Below are 20,423 nucleotides of genomic sequence, written 5' to 3' on the forward strand. Positions count from 1 at the left end.
ACACCGAGCCTGGAGGCCCTCACCCATTTCAAGAACCCGGCACGCGTGTCACCAGCGTCCCGGGACAACACACCGGGGGGTGTCCGGCGGAACGTGTTGACGCCCCGTCAGATCCGGTCGTACGGTCCCGTCATGCCCCTATCCGCGTACGACCTCACGGGCCGCGCCGCGTTCATCACCGGTGCGGCGAGCGGTATAGGACGGGCGAGCGCCCTGCTGCTCGCGGAGGCCGGAGCCACGGTGCACTGCGCGGACCGTGACGAGACGGGCCTGCGCCGGACGTACGACCTGATCACCGACGCGGGCGGCAGCGCCCGGACCCACCCCCTCGACGTCACCGAACGCGACCAGGTCCGGACCGCGGTCGGCGCGGCCGGGCGTCTCGACATCCTGGTCGCCGTAGCCGGGATCATGCACACCAGCAGCGTGCTGGAGACGGCGGACGAGGACCTGGACCGGGTGCTGGCGGTCAATTTCAAGGGGGTGCTGTACGCCTGCCAGGAAGTCGCCCGCTCCATGACGGCCCGCTCCGCCCCCGGCTCGCTGATCACGATGGCGTCCGGCGCCGTGGATTCCGCGGGCGCGGGTCTGCTCTGCTACAGCGTCGCGAAGGCCGCCGTGGTGCAGCTCACCAAGACGCTCGCCACGGAGCTGGGGTCCCACGCCATTCGGGTGAACGCCGTCGCGCCCGGCTGGATCCGTACGCCGATGACCGACCGGCACGATACCGCCGGCCGGCACCGGGCGGAGGCGACGATGGCCCGGATCTCCCCGCTGGGCCGGGTCGGTGAGCCCGAGGACGTCGCCCATACCGTGCTGCACCTGGCCTCGGACGCCTCGGCCTTCATGACTGGTCAGATCCTCCGGCCGAACGGCGGCGTCGCCATGCCCTGGTAGGCCGCCACCTCGTCGACGAACCCGCCGGAGCCACCGAAGCCACCGCACCCATCGGGCTCACCGGGTTCACCGGCACGACCGCCGCGACATGCACCGGCAACAGGCTCAGCCCCCAGCCCCCCGCCGCCACCGTCCCCTCCACCAGTCCTGCCTGATCCGGATGCAGCACCAGCCGGAGCACCGCCCACCACCACAGCCCGCCGAGAACCAGCGCCGGCACCCAACGCCGTTTCATCGCTGCCTCCTGCGGCCGACGTCCTTTCCGGCAGTTTCCCCTGGCAGCGGCAGCGGTGCATCCAGAACGTCCGACCGAGGGGCCACCCGCACAGGAGTCCCCCGGGCGGATGCCTGAGTTCTGGTCGTCGTTGCAACACCCCAGCTCAGGGGATGCGATGGACTTCGAGACCCGGGAGAACCGGGGGCGGCCGACCGGGAAGGGAAGGGCCCGCGAGCGGGCTGCGTACTTCCTGCTCATGGAGCAGGGCTACAGCATCCGGGAAGCGGCCCGGATCGCCGGGAGCCATCTGCGTACCGGTAGGCGGTGGCGTAACGACTGGCACTCACCACCAGGCGGCAGGAAGGCTGTTCCTCCGATCTACCCGTTGCCGGGAGGGGACCCGCTCCGGTCCCGGAGGAACCGCCTCCGCCCTCGCGTTACGTGCGTGAGTGCGACCGCATCCACATCGCGGACCGTCTCCGGGAGAAGGCTCCCGTTCGGCAGATGGCCGTCGGCCGCGCCGCAGCCCTTCCACCATCAGCCGTGAGGTACGGCCCAACCGGCGACCGACGCCCCGGGGCGGGTTCGCCCACCAGCCCTTCCACGCGCATTGACGGGCCGAGCGACGGCTCGCCCGCCCAAGGCGGGCAAGATCGGCCAGAACCCCGAGCTGCGTGACGTCATCCAGAACCACCTCGAAAGACTTGGAGTACCGAGCAGATCTGCCAGGCTCTGCGGACCCGATTCCCCGACCGGCCGGAGATGAACGTGGTCCGGCAGTACTTCCCGAAGGGCACCGACCTCACCTCCCACACCCCCGAGGACCAAGCGGCCGTCGCCGCCGGACTCAAGTGCCGACCACGCAGAACGCTCGGCTGGGATACCCCAGCCGAGCGCCTCGCCAAACTCCTGGCAACAGCCAGTTGATCACTGAGCTCAACGACCCCTGGAATTCGCCGGACGGCGGGGCCACTGTGCTCACGCGAACCCCGGGATGGGCACGGAGGGCCGCGGGACTACCTGTCGTCGTCGCTGCGGAGGGAGTCCTTGACACCCTTCGCGCGGTCACCGGCCTCGCCCACCGCGTCCTTGGCCCGGCCCTTGGTCTGGTCGGTCTTGCCCTCGGCCTCCTTGCGGTGGTCGCCCGTCAGCTTGCCGACCGCTTCCTTGCCCTTGCCCTTGATCTTGTCCTTAGCGCTGTCACCACTCACGATGCCGCTCCCTTTCCACTCGGATCACTCAGATCACTCGGGCCCCTCGGGCCGCTTGGATCGCTCGGACGCCCGTCGGACGCCGGTCAGGCGCTTTCCGCCTGGAACATCCAGGCATGCTTCTCGAGCTCCGCCGTCAGCCCGATCAGCAGGTCCTGGGTGATCGGGTCCGGCTCGTCGGTCGCCTCGATGCGCTCCCGCATCCGGCCGATGACCACGCCCAGCGCGTCGACCAGGATCCTGACGGCGTCGGTGTCCTTGATCCAGCCCTCGGGCACGGACGCGATTGCGGTCTCCTTGGCCACCGTGCCCGAGCGCCCGTCCGGGTTGACCCCGACCGCCGAGGCGCGCTCGGCGACCGTGTCGGAGTGCTGCCGGGCCGTGACGACGACGTCGTCGAGCTGAAGGTGCACGGATCGGAAGCGCGGACCGACCACGTTCCAATGGACCTGCTTGGCCACCAGGGAGAGGTCGACGAGGTCGACCAGCGCGCCTTGCAGCGCCGTTCCCACGACCTTGAGATCACCCTCGGACAACGTGCTCTTGACCACAGACATGTGCGCTACTCCTATCCGTCAGCCGTTTCACTGACCGTCTCAGTGCATCACCCACGATGGCACATATGAAGCAAAACGGTCATGTGGGCCTTGTCCTCCGTGTGCCCACTGGCCCCGGGCTCACACGCACAACGCAGAAGTCCCGGCCGGCCCCCTGAGGGGCCGACCGGGACTCCGGTCGAGCAACTGTGCCGCGCGGATCAGGCGGCGACGACGTCCACCGCTTCCGCGGGCGCCTTGATGGTCACCCGACCCGACGGCACTCCTGCGACCGACGAGACGGAGACGGAATTGAGCATGGGACGAACCGGTACTGGGACCGGATCACTGGCAGCTGCCGACTCGGCCAGCTCAGCGAGCGAGAGCTCGTCGCTCACTTCACGCATGAGCTCGGACATCCGTACGTCAAGCGCGTCGCAAATCGCGGAGAGCAGCTCGGAGGATGCCTCCTTCTGCCCCCGCTCCACCTCGGACAGATAACCGAGCGAGACCCGGGCGGACGAGGAGACTTCGCGCAGAGTACGGCCTTGGCGCTGGCGCTGCCGACGCAGCACGTCACCCAGCAGGCGACGGAGCAGAATCATCGGTGGCTCCCTCCTCGGACCGCGTAGCCGCATCCTTCACGCCCTACCGTACCGCCTTGTGCTGCGGCCGTGCGGGGAGCGATGTCGTGTTCACTCAGGGCTGCAAACATCAATTCCCCCCGTTCTGTTCCGTATCCTGTGCCCGCGCATTCTCACCGAGTTCGCTCGCGAGCAGTTCAAGAACGCTTCGCACACTCTCACTACGGATATCCGCCCTCCCACCATTCAACCGCAGAGCTGTCACTTTCTCGATGCCGGAGGGCCCGGCCACGGCCACGTAGACGGTGCCGACCGGCTGCCCGTCCTGGGGTTCCGGCCCCGCGACCCCCGTGGTGGAGACGCCCCAGTCCGCGTCGAGAACCCGGCGCACACCGGCCGCCATCTGCAGCGCGACCTCGGGGTCCACGGCTCCGCGCTCCGCCAGGAGGTTCCCGTCGACGCCCAGGACGTCCCGCTTCAGGAAGGTGGCGTAGGCCGTCACCGATCCCCGGAAGGATCGGGAGGCACCGGGCACGGAGGTCAGGTCGGCGGCGACCAGGCCGCCCGTCAGCGATTCGGCGACGGCGAGCGTCTCGCCCCGCGCTCCGAGAAGCCGGAGCACCCGGGCAGCGGCTGTCACCGCTCGGCCTCCGCGGTGTCGCGCGCCTCGGCAGTACGTCGTACGTCCGCCGAACCGGCCACAGCGCCTGCGGCCGGACCGGCAGGAGCCTGACCATCAGCCGCAGCGCACGCCACGGTGGCGCCGGAGGCCGGAAGCGCCTCCGTGGCCTCCATGGCCTCCGTGGCCCGCTCGGCGGATGCGGCGCGCTCGGCGGCGAGGCCCTTGCGGCGCAGGACGACCGCTTGGCGTACGTAATCGAGTCCGGTGACGACCGTCAGCACGACGGCGACCATCATCATCCAGAAGCGCAGGGTCGCCAGGGGTCCGGTGAGCACCAGGACGTACATCCCGGCCGCCGTCCCCTGCGCGAGCGTCTTCAGCTTGCCGCCTCTGCTGGCCGGGATCACCGCATGGCGGATCACCCAGAACCGCATCAGCGTGATGCCCAGCTCACGGGCGAGAATCACTCCGGTGATCCACCACGGCAGATCGCCCAGGACCGAAAGCGAGACGAGCGCCGCGCCCATGATCGCCTTGTCGGCGATCGGGTCGGCGATCTTCCCGAAGTCGGTGACCAGGTTGTACGCCCGAGCCAGATGACCGTCGAACAGGTCGGTGATCATCGCGATGGCGAAGGCCGCCCAGGCGAAGGAGCGCCAGACCGGGTCGTATCCGCCTTCGTGGAACAGCAGCAGCACGAAGCCGGGCACGAGCAGCAGCCGCACCATGGTGAGGATGTTGGCGATGTTCCACAGGCTGGCCTGGTTGACGGCCGCAGTGCCCAGCTTGCCGCCGCGGACCGGCTTCGCGCCGGAGCCGCCTGCCGCGGATGCCGGGACTCCGGTCATCTGGCTGCCTCCGCGAGCTCGTGGTGTTCGGCCACCAGGTCGACGCCCATGGTGCCCACTGCCTTTGCCTCGACCATACGGCCAGGCACGAGTCCCTCGCGTGTGGTGAAGACCACCTGGCCATCGGTTTCGGGAGCCTGGTGCGCCGCGCGTCCGATCGCGACCTCGCCGTCGTCCTCCGACTCCACGGACTCCACCAGCACCTTGAGGGTCTCTCCGACGCGCTCCTCGGCCCGCTGCGAGGTCAGCTCCTCGGCCAGTTGGGAGATGTGGGCGAGGCGCTCCGCGATGGTGTCGGCGTCGAGCTTGTTCTCGTAGCCGACCGCCTCGGTGCCGTCCTCGTCGGAGTAGCCGAAGACGCCGATCGCGTCGAGGCGGGCGCCGGTGAGGAAGCGTTCCAGCTCGGCGAGGTCCGCCTCGGTCTCGCCGGGGAAGCCGACGATGAAGTTGGAGCGGGCGCCGGCCTGGGGGGCCTTGCTCCGGATGGTGTCCAGGAGCTCCAGGAAGCGGTCGGTGTCGCCGAAGCGGCGCATCGCGCGCAGCACGCCCGGGGCGGAGTGCTGGAAGGAGAGGTCGAAGTACGGGGCGACCTTCGGCGTCGAGGTGAGGACGTCGATGAGGCCGGGGCGCATCTCGGCGGGCTGGAGGTAGCTGACCCGGATCCGCTCGATGCCGTCCACGTCGGCCAGCTCGGGCAGCAGGGTCTCCAGGAGGCGGATGTCGCCGAGGTCCTTGCCGTAGGAGGTGTTGTTCTCGGAGACGAGCATGACCTCCTTGACGCCCTGCTCGGCCAGCCAGCGGGTCTCCTGGAGCACGTCCGAGGGGCGCCGCGAGATGAACGAGCCGCGGAAGGAGGGGATGGCGCAGAAGGAACAGCGGCGGTCGCAGCCGGAGGCGAGCTTCACCGAGGCGACGGGGCTGGTTCCGAGCCTGCGGCGCAGCGGCGCCCGCGGCCCGGAGACCGGCGCGACCCCTTCGGGGAGGTCCTCCGGCGCCGGGGCGGGTGCCTCCTGGGCGTGGCCGGGCAGCGCCACGGCGGCGTCCTGCCGTTCGGCGGGGCTGATCGGGAGCAGCTTGCGGCGGTCGCGCGGGGTGTGCGAGGCGTGGACGCCGCCGTTGAGGATGGTCTGGAGCCGATCGGAGATGTCGGCGTAGTCGTCGAATCCGAGGACGCCGTCCGCCTCCGGCAGGGCCTCGGCGAGGTCCTTGCCGTAGCGCTCGGCCATGCAGCCGACGGCGACGACGGCCTGGGTGCGGCCGTGATCCTTGAGATCGTTGGCTTCGAGCAGGGCGTCGACGGAGTCCTTCTTGGCGGCTTCGACGAACCCACAGGTGTTGACGACTGCGACATCCGCGTCGGAGGCATCCTCGACGAGGTCCCAGCCGTCCGCTGCCAAGCGGCCTGCAAGCTCCTCCGAGTCCACCTCGTTACGGGCGCAGCCAAGAGTGACAAGGGCGACGGTACGGCGTTCGGGCATGGACTCAAGACTACTTTGTCCCGACGGTCCCCCTGCCGTGCAGGGTTGCCTGCCCCCGCCGCTGTTACTCCCCGTAGCAGGCGGGCCGGGCCGGGGAACGCCGACGGGCGCCCGGCGCGAGGCCGGACGCCCGTCGGGACGTGTACGCAAGCGGAGGACGGCGGATCAGCCGGCCTCGGGGTCGCCCTTGGTGTACGAGAGCCGCTCGACCTGGCCGGGACCGAAGCGGTCCTCGACCTGCTTGCCGTTGACGAAGAGCTCGATCGCCCCGGCGTCGCCGAGGACGAGGTCGATGCGCTCCTTGTCCTGGAAGGTCTTGGACTCGCCCTGGAGCAGCAGCCCGTCGAAGAGCAGCCGGCCGTTGTGGTCCTTGGCCGAGATCCAGCTCTTGCCCCGGTCCGCGCTGAGTTTGACCGTCACCTTGTCCCGGGGGGCGGCGGCGATGGCGCTCTCGGAGGGCACGGGCTTGGAGGCGGAGGGCTTGGTCGCGGTGGGCTTGGCCGCGGTCTTGTCGGGCTTGGAGCCCTCCGCGATCTGCGCGGTGTTCGAGGGTTCGTCCTCGCCGCTGAGGAGCGTGAAGCCGACGAACCCGATCACGGCGACGATCGCCGCGACCATGGCGGCGGTCCAGTTGGGCCGCCGGGGTTCGGAGCGGATGCGTTCCGCTTCGAACAGCGGTGCCGCGGGGGTCGGTGCGGGACGGCCGCCGTGATCGGCGTCGTACTCCTCGACCAGCGGTTCCGGATCGAGACCGACGGCACGGGCGAGCGTGCGGATGTGGCCGCGGGCGTAGACGTCGCCGCCGCAGCGGGAGAAGTCGTCCTGCTCGATCGCGTGCACGATGGGGATGCGCACCCGGGTGGAGCTGCTGACTTCCTCGACCGTCAGACCTGCGGCGATTCGAGCCTGCTGAAGGGCACGACCGATCGAAGGCCGGTCGTCTTCGGGGGAGTTGCCGATGGACACGGGGGCGCCTTTCGAGCGTGAGCCACCTGCTGGATGTTCAGTCTAGGGGGGGTACGAAAAGGAGGGGCAACCGGGAGGGCCGACTTTGTACGCCATCGGGCTCGCCGGACGGCCCCGCCACCGGCTCCGGGGCGGAGCGGGGGCGGAACACGGCCCCGATCGAGGACTGGGCAACCTGTAGTGGGCCGAACGGGGTGGGGGTACGGGTGAGGTGACGACGGAGCGAGCTGCGAGGAGGAGCACGGTTCCGTCCCTCCCTTCAACTGGACGTACGACCGTGCGAAACGGTTGCCCACAAAACCTTTACGGAGCGGATTCCCCGCGGATGACGGCCAACACCCCGTCGAGCTCGTCGGGTTTCACCATGACGTCGCGCGCCTTGGAGCCCTCGCTGGGTCCGACGATGTTGCGGGACTCCATCAGGTCCATCAGCCGGCCCGCCTTCGCGAAGCCGACCCGGAGCTTGCGCTGGAGCATCGAGGTCGATCCGAACTGGGTGGAGACGACCAGCTCGGCGGCCTGACAGAGCAGGTCCAGGTCGTCGCCGATGTCCTCGTCGATCTCCTTCTTCTGCTTCGTCCCCACCACGACGTCGTCCCGGAAGACCGGGGCCATCTGGTCCTTGCAGTGCTGGACGACGGCGGCGACCTCGTCCTCGGTGACGAACGCTCCCTGCATACGGGTGGGTTTGTTGGCCCCCATCGGGAGGAAGAGTCCGTCGCCCTTGCCGATGAGCTTCTCGGCGCCGGGCTGGTCGAGGATGACCCGGCTGTCGGCGAGCGAGGAGGTGGCGAAGGCGAGCCGGGAGGGCACGTTCGCCTTGATCAGGCCGGTCACCACGTCGACCGAGGGGCGCTGGGTGGCGAGCACCAGGTGGATGCCGGCCGCGCGGGCCAGCTGGGTGATGCGGACGATCGAGTCCTCGACATCACGCGGGGCCACCATCATCAGGTCGGCCAGCTCGTCGACGATCACCAGCAGGTACGGGTACGGGGACAGCTCGCGCTCGCTGCCCTCGGGCGCCTTGCACTTGCCGTTGCGGACCGCGTGGTTGAAGTCGTCGATGTGCCGGTAGCCGAAGTTGGCGAGGTCGTCGTAGCGCAGGTCCATCTCCCGCACGACCCACTGGAGCGCCTCGGCGGCCTTCTTGGGGTTGGTGATGATCGGGGTGATGAGGTGGGGGATGCCCTCGTACGCGGTGAGCTCGACGCGCTTGGGGTCGACGAGGACCATCCGCACGTCGTCCGGGGTGGCCCGCACCATGATCGAGGTGATCAGGCAGTTGATGCAGGAGGACTTGCCGGAACCGGTGGCGCCGGCGACCAGGACGTGCGGCATCTTGGCGAGGTTGGCCATCTCGTAGCCGCCCTCGACGTTCTTGCCGAGCGCCACGAGCATCGGGTGGTCGTCCTCGGCGGCGTCCGCGAGGCGCAGCACATCGCCGAGGTTGACCATCTCGCGGTCGGAGTTGGGGATCTCGATGCCGACGGCGGACTTGCCCGGGATCGGCGAGATGATCCGCACGTCCGGGCTGGCCACGGCGTACGCGATGTTCTTGGCCAGGGCCGTGATCTTCTCGACCTTCACGGCGGGGCCGAGCTCGATCTCGTAACGGGTGACCGTCGGGCCCCGGGTGAAGCCGGTGACCGCGGCGTCGACCTTGAACTCGGTGAAGACGTTGGTCAGCGAGGCGACGACGACGTCGTTGGCGGCGCTGCGGGTCTTGCCCGGTCCGCCGCGCTCCAGCAGGTCCAGCGAGGGCAGCGAGTACGTGATGTCGCCGGACAGCTGGAGCTGCTCGGCGCGGGCAGGCAGGCCCTCGGAACGCTCCGGTGCGGGCTTGGTCAGATCAGGAACGGCACCGGACCGGCCGGAGGTTCCACCGGAACGGTCACCGCCGGTCGCGTCGTCGGCGTCCTCGGACCGGTCCGGCCGACGCCCCGCCCCGGACGTGACCGCCCCGTCCCGCTCGGCCTCCCTGGCGCCGGGGACGGGCGTCCCGGTGCGCTCCCGGTCCACGGAGACGCCCTGGGTCAGGTCGGCGACGACCGGCGAGGGCGGCATGCCGTTGAGCACGGCCCCGTCGAGGGCGGCGGCAGCGGCGGCCGCGACGTCCACCGCGTCCAGCGGCCGGTTCATCGCGGGCTGCGCGGAAGGCCTGCGGGGCCTCCTGCGCTTGGTGAGCGCTTCCGCCTCGGCCTGGTCGTGGTCGTAGACCGGGTCCGCGTCCACGTCCGTGCGCCGTGCGCCGCGTCGGCGGGACCGCTCGGGCAGCGCCTCACGCCACTGTTCGTCGTAGCGCTCGTCGTCGTCCTCGTACACTTCGCCGGCCTCGGGTGCCGGTTCCACGATGCCGAGGCGGACACCGAGCTCACGCAGCCGCTGCGGAATGGCGTTGACCGGGGTGGCGGTGACGACGAGGAGCCCGAACACGGTCAGGAGCACCAGCAGCGGTACGGCCAGCACCTCGCCCATCATGAAGATCAGCGGCTTGGAGGTGGCCCAGCCGACCAGCCCGCCCGCGTCCTGCATCGCCTCGGTGCCCGCCTCCCGGCCCGGCGAACCGCAGGCGATGTGGACCTGTCCGAGGACCCCGATGACCAGGGCGGACAGCCCGATGACGATGCGCCCGTTGGCCTCGGGCCGCTCCGGGTACAGGATCAGCCGCACCGCCATGGCGCCCAGCAGTATCGGCGCGAGCAGATCGAGCCGGCCGAAGGCCCCGGTCACCAGCATCTCGACCAGGTCGCCGACCGGTCCCTGGAGATTGGACCAGGTGCCCGCGGCGACGATCAGCGCCAGGCCGAGCAGCAGCAGCGCGAGCCCGTCCTTGCGGTGGGCGGGGTCAAGTCCTTTGGCTCCCCGCCCTATCGAGCGGAACAGCGCGCCGACGCCGTGCGCCGCCCCGAGCCAGACCGCCCGCACCAGCCGGTAGATGCCCCCGGTGGGTGACGGTGCGGGTTTGGGTGCGGGCTTCTTGGCCGCCGTCTTCTTCGCGGGAGCCTTCTTCGCGGGAGCAGCCGACTTCTTGGGCGCGGTCTTCTTGGCGGGCGCGGCTCTCTTCGCCGGGCCCGAGGTACGGCCGACGCGCTTCGCGGTGCCCGCCGTGCCCTGGGAACCCTTGCCGGACGTACGTGAGGCCATGGTGCCGAGGTTACCGCTGTCGTCGCCCGTGAACACGTTCGCCTACTGGTTCACCCGACCGTGTCGACTTCGGGCGGCAGGGAACTGACGCCGCCTCACGACGGAGGAGGGAGGGTGTCAGCTCTGTGCGGGCAGCACGCCCGAGCCCCCGCCGGTGCCCGGCTCCAGCGCGTCGAGCGCGCGGCGCAGGCCGGTCAGCTTGCGTTCCAGGTGGGCGGCCGTGGCCACCGCGGCGGCGTCCGCGGATTCGTCGTCGAGCTGCTTGGAGAGCGCCTCCGCCTGCTCCTCGACCGCCGCGAGCCGCGCGGAGAGTTCGGCCAGCAGACCGGCCGGCTCCCTCTCGTGCTCGCCGCCCGCGTGGCCGTCGCCATCCAACTGGAGCCGCAGCAGGGCGGCCTGCTCGCGAAGCTTGCAGTTCTTCATGTACAGCTCGACGAAGACCGAGACCTTGGCGCGCAGCACCCACGGGTCGAACGGCTTGGAGATGTAGTCCACCGCGCCGGCCGCGTAGCCGCGGAAGGTGTGATGCGGACCGTGGTTGATCGCGGTGAGGAAGATGATCGGGATGTCCCGGGTCCGCTCCCGCCGCTTGATGTGCGCGGCGGTCTCGAAACCGTCCATGCCCGGCATCTGGACGTCCAGCAGAATGACCGCGAAGTCGTCCGTGAGCAGCGCTTTGAGCGCCTCCTCCCCTGACGATGCCCGGACCAGTGTCTGATCGAGCGCAGAGAGGATGGCCTCCAGCGCCAGCAGATTCTCCGGCCGGTCATCGACCAGGAGGATCTTGGCCTTCTGCACCATGGCCCGTCCTCCTCGCCCCGGAAATGCACCGGGTGCCGCCCCAGGGGACGACTCCCTTACGCCGTCCGTCCTTGTGCCGGTCATGGTAGCCGCACCCCGCCCGTCACCACACCCTGTCACCGCGATGTCACTGTGCACACACCGCAAACGCGGTGGGAGACCAGAAGGTTCCCCGAATGCAGCGAGTTCACACTCGTTCGAGCACAGTCGGTCAACAACTCACGCTGATTCGTTCAACCTTCGATCACTCTCCGTGCATCCATTGCTCCATCACCGCGAGCAGGTGATCAGGATCGACCGGCTTCGTCACATAGTCGGAAGCTCCGCAATCGATGGCCTTCTCCCGGTCGCCCTTCATCGCCTTCGCGGTGAGCGCGACGATCGGCAGCCCGGCGAACTGCGGCATCCGCCGGATCGCGGTCGTCGTCGCGTAACCGTCCATCTCGGGCATCATGATGTCCATCAGCACGACCGTCACATCATCGTGCTGCTCCAGCACTTCGATGCCCTCGCGGCCGTTCTCCGCGTACAGCACCGCCAGTCCGTGCTGCTCCAGAACGCTGGTGAGCGCGAAGACATTGCGGATGTCGTCGTCGACGATGAGCACCTTCTCACCGCGGAAGCGGAATGTCCGCCGGGGCTCCGGCTCCTCCACCGCCGCCTGGCCCTGGAGCTGGCTCTCGTCCTGGCTCCCCTGCGCCCACTCCTCCTGCTGCGGGGCGCTCTCGGACGCGGTGCGGCCGGTCGGCAGCGCAGACCTGCGTGCCGCGTCGCCCAGGGCCTTGCGCCGCCGCCGGAACATCCCGGCGGAGTTGGCCGGGTCGCCGAACGGGGCCGGCCGGCCCGGGGACTGCGCGTGCCCCATCTCGCCCGCCCCGCCCAGCACCTCGGCGGAACCGGAACCCACCGGGGGGTAGCCCTGGGGCGGCAGCTCGGCGCGGTGCAACGGCAGGTACAGGGTGAAGGTGGAACCACGTCCCGGCTCGCTCGCCGCATGGATCTCCCCGCCGAGCAGCCGTGCGATCTCCCGGCTGATGGAGAGACCGAGGCCGGTGCCGCCGTACTTCCGGCTCGTCGTGCCGTCCGCCTGCTTGAACGCCTCGAAGATCACCAGCATCTTGCTGGACGCGATCCCGATCCCGGTGTCGGTGACCGAGAAGGCGATCAGATCGGCGTCCGCGTCCCGCAGCGAACCCGCCTCCAGCAGGTGCTCCCGGATCGCGTTGGGCACATCGGCGCCGGCCGGCCGGATCACCAGCTCCACCGCACCGCTGTCGGTGAACTTCACCGCGTTGGAGAGCAGGTTGCGCAGCACCTGGAGCAGACGCTGCTCGTCGGTGTGCAGTGTCGCGGGAAGCTCCGGAGACACCCGTACGGAGAAGTCGAGGCCCTTCTCCGCGGTGAGCGGGCGGAAGGTCGCCTCCACGTAGTCGACCAGCTGGACCAGCGCGATCCTGGTCGGGCTGACGTCCATCTTGCCCGCCTCGACCTTCGACAGGTCGAGGATGTCGTTGATCAGCTGGAGCAGGTCGGAACCGGCCCCGTGAATCGTCTCGGCGAATTCCACCTGCTTCGGCGAGAGGTTGCCCTCGGCGTTGTCCGCCAGCAGCTTGGCGAGAATCAGCAGCGAGTTGAGCGGCGTCCGCAGCTCGTGCGACATGTTCGCCAGGAACTCGGACTTGTAGCGCATCGAGACCGCGAGCTGCTCGGCGCGCTCCTCCAGCACCTGCCGCGCCTCCTCGATCTCGGTGTTCTTCACCTCGATGTCGCGGTTCTGCTGGGCCAGCAGCTCGGCCTTCTCCTCCAGTTCGGCGTTGGACGCCTGGAGGGCCTTCTGCCGGTTCTCCAACTCCTGCGAGCGGTCACGCAGTTGCTCGGTCAGCTCCTGCGACTGCTCCAGGAGCTTCTCGGTCTTGGTGTTGACGCTGATCGTGTTGACGCTCGTCGCGATCATCTCGGCGAGCTGGTTGAGGAAGTCCCGCTGGATATGCGTGAACGGCTGGAAGGAAGCCAGTTCGATCACGCCGAGAACCTTGCCCTCGAAGAGCACCGGCAGCACGATCACATGCGCCGGAGGGGCCTCGCCCAGCCCGGAGGAGATCTTCAGATAGCCCGGCGGCACGTTGTCCACCTGGATCGTCCGCTTCTCCTCGGCCGCCGTCCCGATGAGCGTCTCACCGGGACGGAAGGAGGTCGGCATCGAGCCCGCGGAGTAGCCGTAGCTCCCCCGCATCCGCAGCTCGTACGCGCCGGCCGCACCGTTGTCCGGACCCACCTCGTCCGAGTCGCCCGCGGCCATGGCCAGGAAGAACGCACCGTGCTGCGCCGAGACCACCGGCGTCAGCTCGCTCATGATCAGCGAGGCCACGTCGTCAAGATCGCGGCGGCCCTGCATCAGACCGGAGATCCGGGCCAGGTTGCCCTTCAGCCAGTCCTGCTCCTTGTTGGCGAGGGTGGTGTCGCGCAGGTTCGCGATCATCGTGTTGATGTTGTCCTGCAGGACCTGGATCTCGCCGGCCGCGTCCACATCGATCTTCAGGTTGAGATCGCCGCGGGTCACCGCGGTGGCGACGGCCGCGATGGCACGCACCTGACGGGTCAGGTTCCCGGCCATCTCGTTCACCGACTCGGTGAGGTCGCGCCAGGTGCCGTCCACGTCCCGCACCCGCGCCTGACCGCCCAACTGCCCCTCGGTACCCACCTCGCGGGCGACCCGGGTCACCTGCTCCGCGAACGAGGACAGCTGGTCGACCATCGTGTTGATGGTGTTCTTCAGCTCCTGGATCTCGCCGCGCGCGTCGATGTCGATCTTCTTGGTCAGGTCGCCCTTGGCGATGGCGGTGGTGACCGTGGCGATCTGCCGCACCTGACCGGTCAGGTTGGAGGCCATCGAGTTCACGGACTCGGTGAGGTCCTTCCACGTACCGGCGACTCCCGGCACCCGGGCCTGGCCGCCCAGCTCGCCCTCCGTGCCCACCTCACGGGCCACGCGCGTGACCTCGTCGGCGAACGACGACAGCGTCGTCACCATCGTGTTGACGGTGTCGGCCAGCTCCGCGACCTCGCCGCGCGCCTCCACGGTGACCTTCTTCGTCAGATCGCCGTTGGCGACCGCGGAGGAGACACGGGAGATGTTACGTACCTGACTGGTCAGGTTGTTGGCCATCAGGTTGACGTTCTCGCTGAGGTCCTTCCAGATGCCGGTCGCCCCTCGCACCCGCGCCTGACCGCCGAGAATCCCCTCGGTGCCCACCTCACGGGCCACCCTGGACACCTCGTCGGCGAAGTTCAGCAGCTGGTCGACCATCGTGTTGACGGTCGTGACCAGTTCGAGGATCTCACCCTTGGCGTCGACGGTGATCTTCTTGGAGAGATCGCCCTTGGCGACCGCGGTGGTGACCTCGGCGATGTTGCGGACCTGGAGGGTCAGGTTGTTCGCCATGCCGTTGACGGACTGGGTGAGGTCCTTCCACGTGCCGGACACGCCCTGCACCTCGGCCTGACCGCCGAGGATGCCCTCCGTACCCACCTCACGGGCGACCCGCGTCACCTGCTCCGCGAAGTTGGACAGCTGGTCCACCATCGTGTTGAGGGTGTTCTTCAGCTCCAGGATCTCGCCCCGGGCGTCCACGTCGATCTTCTGCGACAGGTCACCGCGCGCCACCGCCGTGGCGACCTGCGCGATGTTACGGACCTGAGCGGTGAGGTTCCCGGCCATACCGTTCACCGAATCGGTGAGATCGCGCCACACTCCGGCCACGCCGGGCACCTGCGCCTGACCGCCGAGCCGCCCGTCCGTACCCACCTCACGGGCGACCCGGGTGACCTGGTCGGCGAAGGCGGAGAGCTGGTCGACCATCGTGTTGATGGTGTTCTTGAGCTCCAGGATCTCGCCGCGGGCGTCCACGTCGATCTTCTGCGACAGGTCGCCCCGCGCCACCGCCGTCGTCACCTGGGCGATCTGCCTCACCTGGGAGGTGAGGTTGCCGGCCATGAAGTTGACGGAGTCCGTGAGCTCCTTCCACGTACCCGAGACGCCGTCCACCCGCGCCTGACCGCCGAGGCGGCCCTCGGTGCCCACGTCGCGGGCCATCCGCGTCACCTGGTCGGCGAAACTGGACAGCTGCGCCACCATCGTGTTGACGGTGTTCTTCAGCTCCAGCATCTCGCCGGCCACGTCCACGGTGACCTTCTGCGACAGGTCACCGTTGGCGACCGCCGTGGTGACCTGCGCGATGTCCCGGACCTGACCGGTCAGGTTACGGAACGCGGTGTTCACCGAGTCGGTGAGGTCCTTCCACGTCCCGGCCGCGCCCGGTACCTCGGCCTGGCCGCCGAGCCGGCCCTCGACGCCGACCTCCCGGGCGACCCGCGTCACCTCGGAGCCGAAGGACTGGAGCTGGTCCACCATCGTGTTGACGGTGTTCTTCAGCTCCAGCATCTCGCCGGCCACGTCGACCGTGACCTTCTGCGACATGTCACCGCTGGCCACCGCCGTCGTGACCTGCGCGATGTCGCGCACCTGCGTCGTCAGGTTCCGGAAGACGGTGTTCACCGAATCGGTGAGGTCCTTCCACGTCCCCGCGGCCCCCGGTACCTGCGCCTGACCGCCGAGGAGCCCTTCGCCGCCGACCTCGCTCGCCACACGTGTCACTTCGTCGGCGAAGGTACGCAGCGTCTCGGTCATCTGGTTGATCGTCTCGGCGAGCTGGGCGACCTCGCCGCGCGCGCTCACCGTGACCTTCTGCGTCAGGTCACCGCTGGCGACCGCCGTCGTCACCTCAGCGATTCCACGCACCTGGGAGGTGAGGTTGCCCGCCATCGTGTTGACGGAGTCGGTGAGGTCCTTCCACACACCGGCCACACCCGGCACGGTCGCCTGACCGCCCAGCTCACCCTCGGTGCCCACCTCACGGGCGACGCGCGTCACCTCGGAGGAGAACGAGGACAGCTGGTCGACCATCGTGTTGACGGTGTTCTTCAGCTGGAGCATCTCGCCGGCCACATGGACGGTGACCTTCCGCGACAGATCGCCCTTGGCGACCGCCGTCGTCACCAGCGCGATGTCCCGCACCTGGGCCGTCAGCCGGTACGCCATGGTGTTCACGGAGTCCGTGAGGTCCTTCCAGGACCCGGACATCCCGCGCACCTGCGCCTGCCCGCCGAGCTTGCCCTCGGTGCCCACCTCGACGGCGACCCGGGTCACCTGCTCGGTGAAGACCGACAGCTGGTCGACCAGGTTGTTGACCGTACGGGCGACCTTCAGGAACTCGCCCCGCAGCGGCCGGACCGTCTCGTCCGTCGTGTGCGACCGCAGCTCCATCCGCTGCTCCAGGTCACCGTCGGCGACCGCCGACAGGACCCGGCCCACTTCGGACACCGGTCGCGCGAGATCGTCGACGAGCTCGTTGGAGGCATCGATCGCGGCGGCCCAGGAACCCTCGCAGGCGCCTGTCTCCAGCCGCTCCGTGAGCTTGCCCTCGCGGCCGACCACGCGCCGTACGCGCGCCAGCTCACCGGTGAGGTGAAGGTTCCGGTCGGCCACCTCGTTGAAGACCGCCGCGATCTCCGTCATCACGCCGTCGCCGGAGACGGTGAGCCGCCGGCGGAAATTGCCGTCGCGCATCGCCACGAGGCCCGCGAGCACTCTGTTCAGAGCTGCCGCGTCCACTTCGACGGTGCCATTGCGCTGCTTTTTCACGGACTGTCCGCCTTTTGTACGCGCCTTCGAACCCTGCGCCGCCACGCCAGACTCCACCGTGTCCCTCCCGCAGGGGTTGACCGTTTCACTCGGGCCTATCCGGAAGCTTGCTCAGTTCCACTTTGGCTCACCGCCACTGCACACCGTCAACGGGCGACCGGGCGGACGTCAAATCATGGCAACGTACCAGGCCGGAACCGGTCGGCGGGCAACCTGTGCCGGTTGCCCGCCATCCCGTGCACCGGGAGTCCATACTTGTGCGCCCGCACACCACTGCCGGACCGCCCTGTCCCGAACTCGGCCCTCGTGTACCGGCACCCTTGACGAACGTCTAGCCTGGCAAGCGAATCGAAGCGGCGATAAACGGGCACAGGACTCGGGGAAGCGACGAGACACCAATATGGGGAGTGCTGTGATCACCGCGCGCGCGGCCGCCACCTTCGAACCGGTCGGACGCTCCGTCGCGACCGCCCGCGCTTTCGTCCGGGACACGCTCCAGGGGTGGGGCTACAACGATGTCGTCGACGACGCCGTCGTCCTCACCAGTGAACTCGTGACCAACGCCGTCGTGCACGCGGGGACGGCGGCCGACGTGCTGTGCCTGCGCGCCGCGGACGGCGTCCGGGTCGAGGTCTCCGACCACTATCCCGAACGCGAGGTTCCGCTCCAGGGCAACGGCCTCGACTTCGGCAGCCCCGACCGCGAGAACGGCCGCGGTCTGCTGCTCTGCGCCGCCCTCGCCTCCCGTTGGGGCGTCGAGTACTCCCCCACCCGTAAACACGTCTGGTTCCAGCTGGACCTGCCCGACCGGCCGGTGGGCATCCGCTCGGCGGGCCCGGTCCTGCCCACCTCGCTCCTCCCGGTCACCGACCAGCGGGTCCGGGTCGCCGTCGTCCAGATCGACAGCACCGGCGCGATCAGCGCGTGGAACGACGACGCCACGTACGTCTTCGGGCACACCGCGGAACAGGTCACCGGCAAGCAGTTCACCGACTTCGTGGCCTGGCCGCACACTCCGGGGACCAACACCGGCATCGCCGACGCGCTCCAGCTCTCCCGCTGGGAGGGCAGCTACGGGATCCGCGGCGCCGACGGCCGGACCATCGCCGTCTACTCCTCGCACCTGCGGGTCCGCGACACCGAAGGCGAACCCTCCACGGTCTGTCTCCTCGTCCGCGACGACGAGCGCGCCGTGCTCCAGTCCCCCGTCCGCGCACCGGTCTCCGATTCCTCGGCCGACAACCGCACCGCGGACCCGTTCGAGGTCTTCATCGGCTCCCCGGCCCCGGACGACCTGGACGGTCTCCTCCAGCGGACGGTCGAGCGGGCCCGCGACATGCTCGACGCCGACGCGGCGTTCCTGCTGCTCGCCACGGACGACGAGACGGAGCTGGAGGTCCGCGCGACGACCGGCCTGCCCTCGGCCCGCCAGCGCTTCGCCCGGGTCCCCGTCGAGGCCGGAACAGGACGCTACGGCTCCGCCCGGATGCCGGCGGTCCACGAGGACCTCACCGCCGTCCCCGGTGCCGTGCCGCTGCTCACCGACACCGGAATGCGCTCGGTCGTCACGGTCCCGCTGAAGGTCGAGGGCCGCCTCACCGGCTCCCTCGGCGTCGCGGCGGAAGGCGCGGGCCGCTACTCCAACGAGGAGGCCCTGCGCCTCCAGTTCGCCGCCGACCGCATCGCCCTGGCCGTGGAGTCCGCCCGCCTCGGCGAGCTGGAACGGCTGCGCCGCGGCTCCCTGTCCTTCCTCGTCGAGGCCTCCGACCTGCTGGCCGGCACGCTCGACCGGGACCAGACCCTGGCGCTCATGGCCCAGATGACGGTCCCGACGCTGGCCACCTGGTGCGCCGTCTACACGATCGCGGACCAGTCGTCCGAGCCGTACCTCTCGTACGTCCTCCACGAGGACGAAGACCTCATCGACGGGCTCAAGGCCCTGCTCTCCAAGATCGCCCCGCCGGATCCGGTACCGGCCCCGGGCGCCCGCGTCTGGGCCGCCCCCTCGGAGGCCGGTCACCGTGCCGCGCTGAGCACCTCGACCCGCAGCCTGCAGCGCGACGCGCCGCTGAGCATGAGCACGGCCACCCGCACCACGCTCGCCACGGCCCAGGCCGTCGGCGGTGAGACGGTGGTCCTGCCGCTGGTCGCCCGCAACCGCGTGATCGGCATGCTGACGCTCGGAAAGCCCTCGGACGACCATTTCCGCCAGGAGATCCTGGAACTGGCCGAGGACCTCTCCCGCAGGGCCGCCCTGGCCCTGGACAACGCCCGCCTGTACTCGGAGCGCATGGCGATCAGCCAGTCCCTCCAGCGCAGCCTGCTGCCCCCGGGCCTCCCTGACATCCCGAACGTCGAGATCGAGGTCATCTACCGCGCCGCGGGCGAGGGCAACGAGGTCGGCGGCGACTTCTACGACGTCTTCCCGATCAGCGACGGCGCATACGGCTTCGCGATCGGCGACGTGTGCGGTACGGGCCCCGAGGCGGCCGCCGTCACGGGCCTGGCCCGCCACGCGCTGCGCCTGCTCGCCCGCGAGGGCTTCGGCGGTCCGGCGGTCCTGGAGCGCCTCAACGCGGCGATCCTCGACGAGGGCGCCCGCAGCCGCTTCCTGACCCTTCTCTACGGCGAGCTGTGGCCGCAGGAGGACGGCAGCGCTCTCCTGAAGGTCGTCTGCGCCGGCCACCCGCTGCCGCTGCGTCTCCGCCAGGACGGCTCCGTCGAGTCCGCCGCGGAACCGCAGCCCTTGCTCGGCGTCATCGAGGACCTCGACCTGTACGAGCAGGAAGTCGTCCTCAACCCGGGTGACGTCCTCCTGTGCGTCACGGACGGCGTCACCGAACGCCGCGAGGGAGCCCGCATGCTGGGCGACGACGGCCTGGCGGACGTCCTGGCGACCTGTACGGGCCTGACGGCCGGAGCGGTCGCCTCACGCATTCTGCGAGCCGTGGAACGCTTCGCGGCCGAGCCGGCCTCGGACGACATGGCAATCCTGGCCATGCGCGTCCCGGAGCCGCCTCGCGTCTGACCTCCAACGCGAAAGGCCCCCGCCACACGGCGGGGGCCTTTCGTTTGTCTTCCGAGCCCCAATGCGGAATCGAACCGCAGACCTTCTCCTTACCATGGAGACGCTCTACCGACTGAGCTATTGGGGCCTTGCTGCGCTGTGGCAACGAGGTAAACCATACACGGGATCCGGAGATGCTCATAATCGCCGCCGGCCCTGGGCTTGCGGCTCTGCGGCCCTTCCGACAGGTCCTGCGTCTTGCCGGCCCGGCATAGGCGCCGCACGGAGCGCACGCCGCGGTCTGCGCCCGTGACGCAGAAAAGCCCCGCACCAAAAGGTGCGGGGCTTTCCCGGAAAAATTGTTCGGCGGCGTCCTACTCTCCCACAGGGTCCCCCCTGCAGTACCATCGG

Annotated in this window: 13 protein-coding genes, 1 tRNA gene and 2 pseudogenes; 4 read left to right on the forward strand and 12 right to left on the reverse strand. The window is 69.6% G+C overall.

Going from position 1 to position 20,423, the window contains the following annotated elements; all coding sequences use genetic code 11:
• The first annotated feature begins 132 nt into the window (after positions 1-132).
• Positions 133-897: an SDR family NAD(P)-dependent oxidoreductase gene (locus IG90_RS0136435; RefSeq protein WP_030594650.1), complete on the forward strand. Its 765-nt coding sequence runs from the start codon at positions 133-135 to the stop codon at positions 895-897.
• On the opposite strand, the gene IG90_RS46440 is transcribed toward IG90_RS0136435, so the two are convergent.
• Positions 845-1,132 carry a hypothetical protein gene (locus IG90_RS46440; protein WP_078585524.1) on the reverse strand — a complete coding sequence of 96 codons (288 nt, stop codon included), beginning with the start codon at positions 1,130-1,132 and terminating at the stop codon, positions 845-847. The two genes, IG90_RS0136435 and IG90_RS46440, sit on opposite strands and share 53 nt — an antisense overlap.
• Before the next feature lie 402 nt (positions 1,133-1,534).
• On the opposite strand from IG90_RS46440, the pseudogene IG90_RS47220 reads away from it, so the two are divergent.
• Positions 1,535-1,894: pseudogene (locus tag IG90_RS47220) on the forward strand (helix-turn-helix domain-containing protein); the annotation flags it as partial.
• A pseudogene (locus IG90_RS46450) lies at positions 1,883-2,041 on the forward strand (IS30 family transposase); the annotation flags it as partial. The pseudogenes IG90_RS47220 and IG90_RS46450, both read left to right, overlap by 12 nt.
• 89 nt (positions 2,042-2,130) lie before the next feature.
• Here the strand turns inward: IG90_RS46450 and IG90_RS0136440 are convergent.
• The 10 genes from IG90_RS0136440 to IG90_RS0136485 all read right to left on the reverse strand — a co-directional run bounded on the left by IG90_RS0136440 (position 2,131) and on the right by IG90_RS0136485 (position 17,005).
• Positions 2,131-2,325: a CsbD family protein gene (locus tag IG90_RS0136440; RefSeq protein WP_030594653.1), complete on the reverse strand. Its 195-nt coding sequence runs from the start codon at positions 2,323-2,325 to the stop codon at positions 2,131-2,133.
• An 86-nt stretch (positions 2,326-2,411) separates the two neighbouring features.
• On the reverse strand, positions 2,412-2,882 hold the full coding sequence (locus tag IG90_RS0136445) for a Dps family protein (protein WP_030594655.1): 471 nt from the start codon (positions 2,880-2,882) through the stop codon (positions 2,412-2,414).
• Positions 2,883-3,082: 200 nt separating this feature from the next.
• Positions 3,083-3,466, reverse strand: a complete 384-nt coding sequence (locus IG90_RS0136450; protein ID WP_003965837.1) for a helix-turn-helix domain-containing protein — start codon at positions 3,464-3,466, stop codon at positions 3,083-3,085.
• 109 nt (positions 3,467-3,575) lie between these two features.
• The gene (locus IG90_RS0136455; RefSeq protein ID WP_030594658.1) at positions 3,576-4,085 is read right to left on the reverse strand and encodes a CinA family protein; all 510 of its coding nucleotides are present in this window, start codon (positions 4,083-4,085) and stop codon (positions 3,576-3,578) included.
• Positions 4,082-4,915: a CDP-diacylglycerol--glycerol-3-phosphate 3-phosphatidyltransferase gene (pgsA, locus tag IG90_RS0136460; RefSeq protein WP_030594660.1), complete on the reverse strand. Its 834-nt coding sequence runs from the start codon at positions 4,913-4,915 to the stop codon at positions 4,082-4,084. The genes IG90_RS0136455 and pgsA overlap by 4 nt, the downstream gene beginning before the upstream one ends.
• Positions 4,912-6,393: a 30S ribosomal protein S12 methylthiotransferase RimO gene (gene rimO / locus IG90_RS0136465; protein ID WP_030594663.1), complete on the reverse strand. Its 1,482-nt coding sequence runs from the start codon at positions 6,391-6,393 to the stop codon at positions 4,912-4,914. Before rimO ends, pgsA begins: the two co-directional genes overlap by 4 nt.
• A gap of 165 nt (positions 6,394-6,558) precedes the next feature.
• Positions 6,559-7,359: a helix-turn-helix domain-containing protein gene (locus IG90_RS0136470; protein ID WP_030594666.1), complete on the reverse strand. Its 801-nt coding sequence runs from the start codon at positions 7,357-7,359 to the stop codon at positions 6,559-6,561.
• Positions 7,360-7,662: 303 nt separating this feature from the next.
• A complete protein-coding gene (locus IG90_RS0136475; RefSeq protein WP_051860403.1) occupies positions 7,663-10,503 on the reverse strand; it encodes a DNA translocase FtsK in 2,841 nt (946 codons plus the stop codon).
• 117 nt (positions 10,504-10,620) lie between these two features.
• Positions 10,621-11,304 (reverse strand): response regulator, encoded by a 684-nt coding sequence (locus IG90_RS0136480; protein ID WP_030594674.1) that lies wholly within the window; start codon positions 11,302-11,304, stop codon positions 10,621-10,623.
• Positions 11,305-11,548: 244 nt separating this feature from the next.
• Positions 11,549-17,005, reverse strand: coding sequence for a HAMP domain-containing protein (locus IG90_RS0136485; RefSeq protein WP_030594679.1), 5,457 nt, complete (start codon positions 17,003-17,005; stop codon positions 11,549-11,551).
• A gap of 400 nt (positions 17,006-17,405) precedes the next feature.
• Here IG90_RS0136485 and IG90_RS0136490 point away from each other — a divergent pair, with 400 nt between their 5' ends.
• Positions 17,406-20,033 (forward strand): SpoIIE family protein phosphatase, encoded by a 2,628-nt coding sequence (locus IG90_RS0136490; protein WP_030594683.1) that lies wholly within the window; start codon positions 17,406-17,408, stop codon positions 20,031-20,033.
• 54 nt (positions 20,034-20,087) lie between these two features.
• On the opposite strand, the gene IG90_RS0136495 is transcribed toward IG90_RS0136490, so the two are convergent.
• Positions 20,088-20,160 (reverse strand) — tRNA-Thr (locus IG90_RS0136495).
• Between the last annotated feature and the right edge of the window lie 263 nt (positions 20,161-20,423).

This window comes from Streptomyces anulatus (genome assembly GCF_000721175.1).
Classification (GTDB): domain Bacteria; phylum Actinomycetota; class Actinomycetes; order Streptomycetales; family Streptomycetaceae; genus Streptomyces; species Streptomyces anulatus_C.

Bases quoted from the DNA above. Each gene is read 5' to 3' on its own strand.
- IG90_RS0136490 (WP_030594683.1), top strand. From the start codon at position 17,406: ATGGGGAGTGCTGTGATCACCGCGCGCGCGGCCGCCACCTTCGAACCG.
- IG90_RS0136475 (WP_051860403.1), bottom strand. From the start codon at position 10,503: ATGGCCTCACGTACGTCCGGCAAGGGTTCCCAGGGCACGGCGGGCACC.
- IG90_RS0136445 (WP_030594655.1), bottom strand. From the start codon at position 2,882: ATGTCTGTGGTCAAGAGCACGTTGTCCGAGGGTGATCTCAAGGTCGTG.
- IG90_RS0136435 (WP_030594650.1), top strand. From the start codon at position 133: ATGCCCCTATCCGCGTACGACCTCACGGGCCGCGCCGCGTTCATCACC.
- IG90_RS0136480 (WP_030594674.1), bottom strand. From the start codon at position 11,304: ATGGTGCAGAAGGCCAAGATCCTCCTGGTCGATGACCGGCCGGAGAAT.
- IG90_RS46440 (WP_078585524.1), bottom strand. From the start codon at position 1,132: ATGAAACGGCGTTGGGTGCCGGCGCTGGTTCTCGGCGGGCTGTGGTGG.
- IG90_RS0136450 (WP_003965837.1), bottom strand. From the start codon at position 3,466: ATGATTCTGCTCCGTCGCCTGCTGGGTGACGTGCTGCGTCGGCAGCGC.
- rimO (WP_030594663.1), bottom strand. From the start codon at position 6,393: ATGCCCGAACGCCGTACCGTCGCCCTTGTCACTCTTGGCTGCGCCCGT.
- pgsA (WP_030594660.1), bottom strand. From the start codon at position 4,915: ATGACCGGAGTCCCGGCATCCGCGGCAGGCGGCTCCGGCGCGAAGCCG.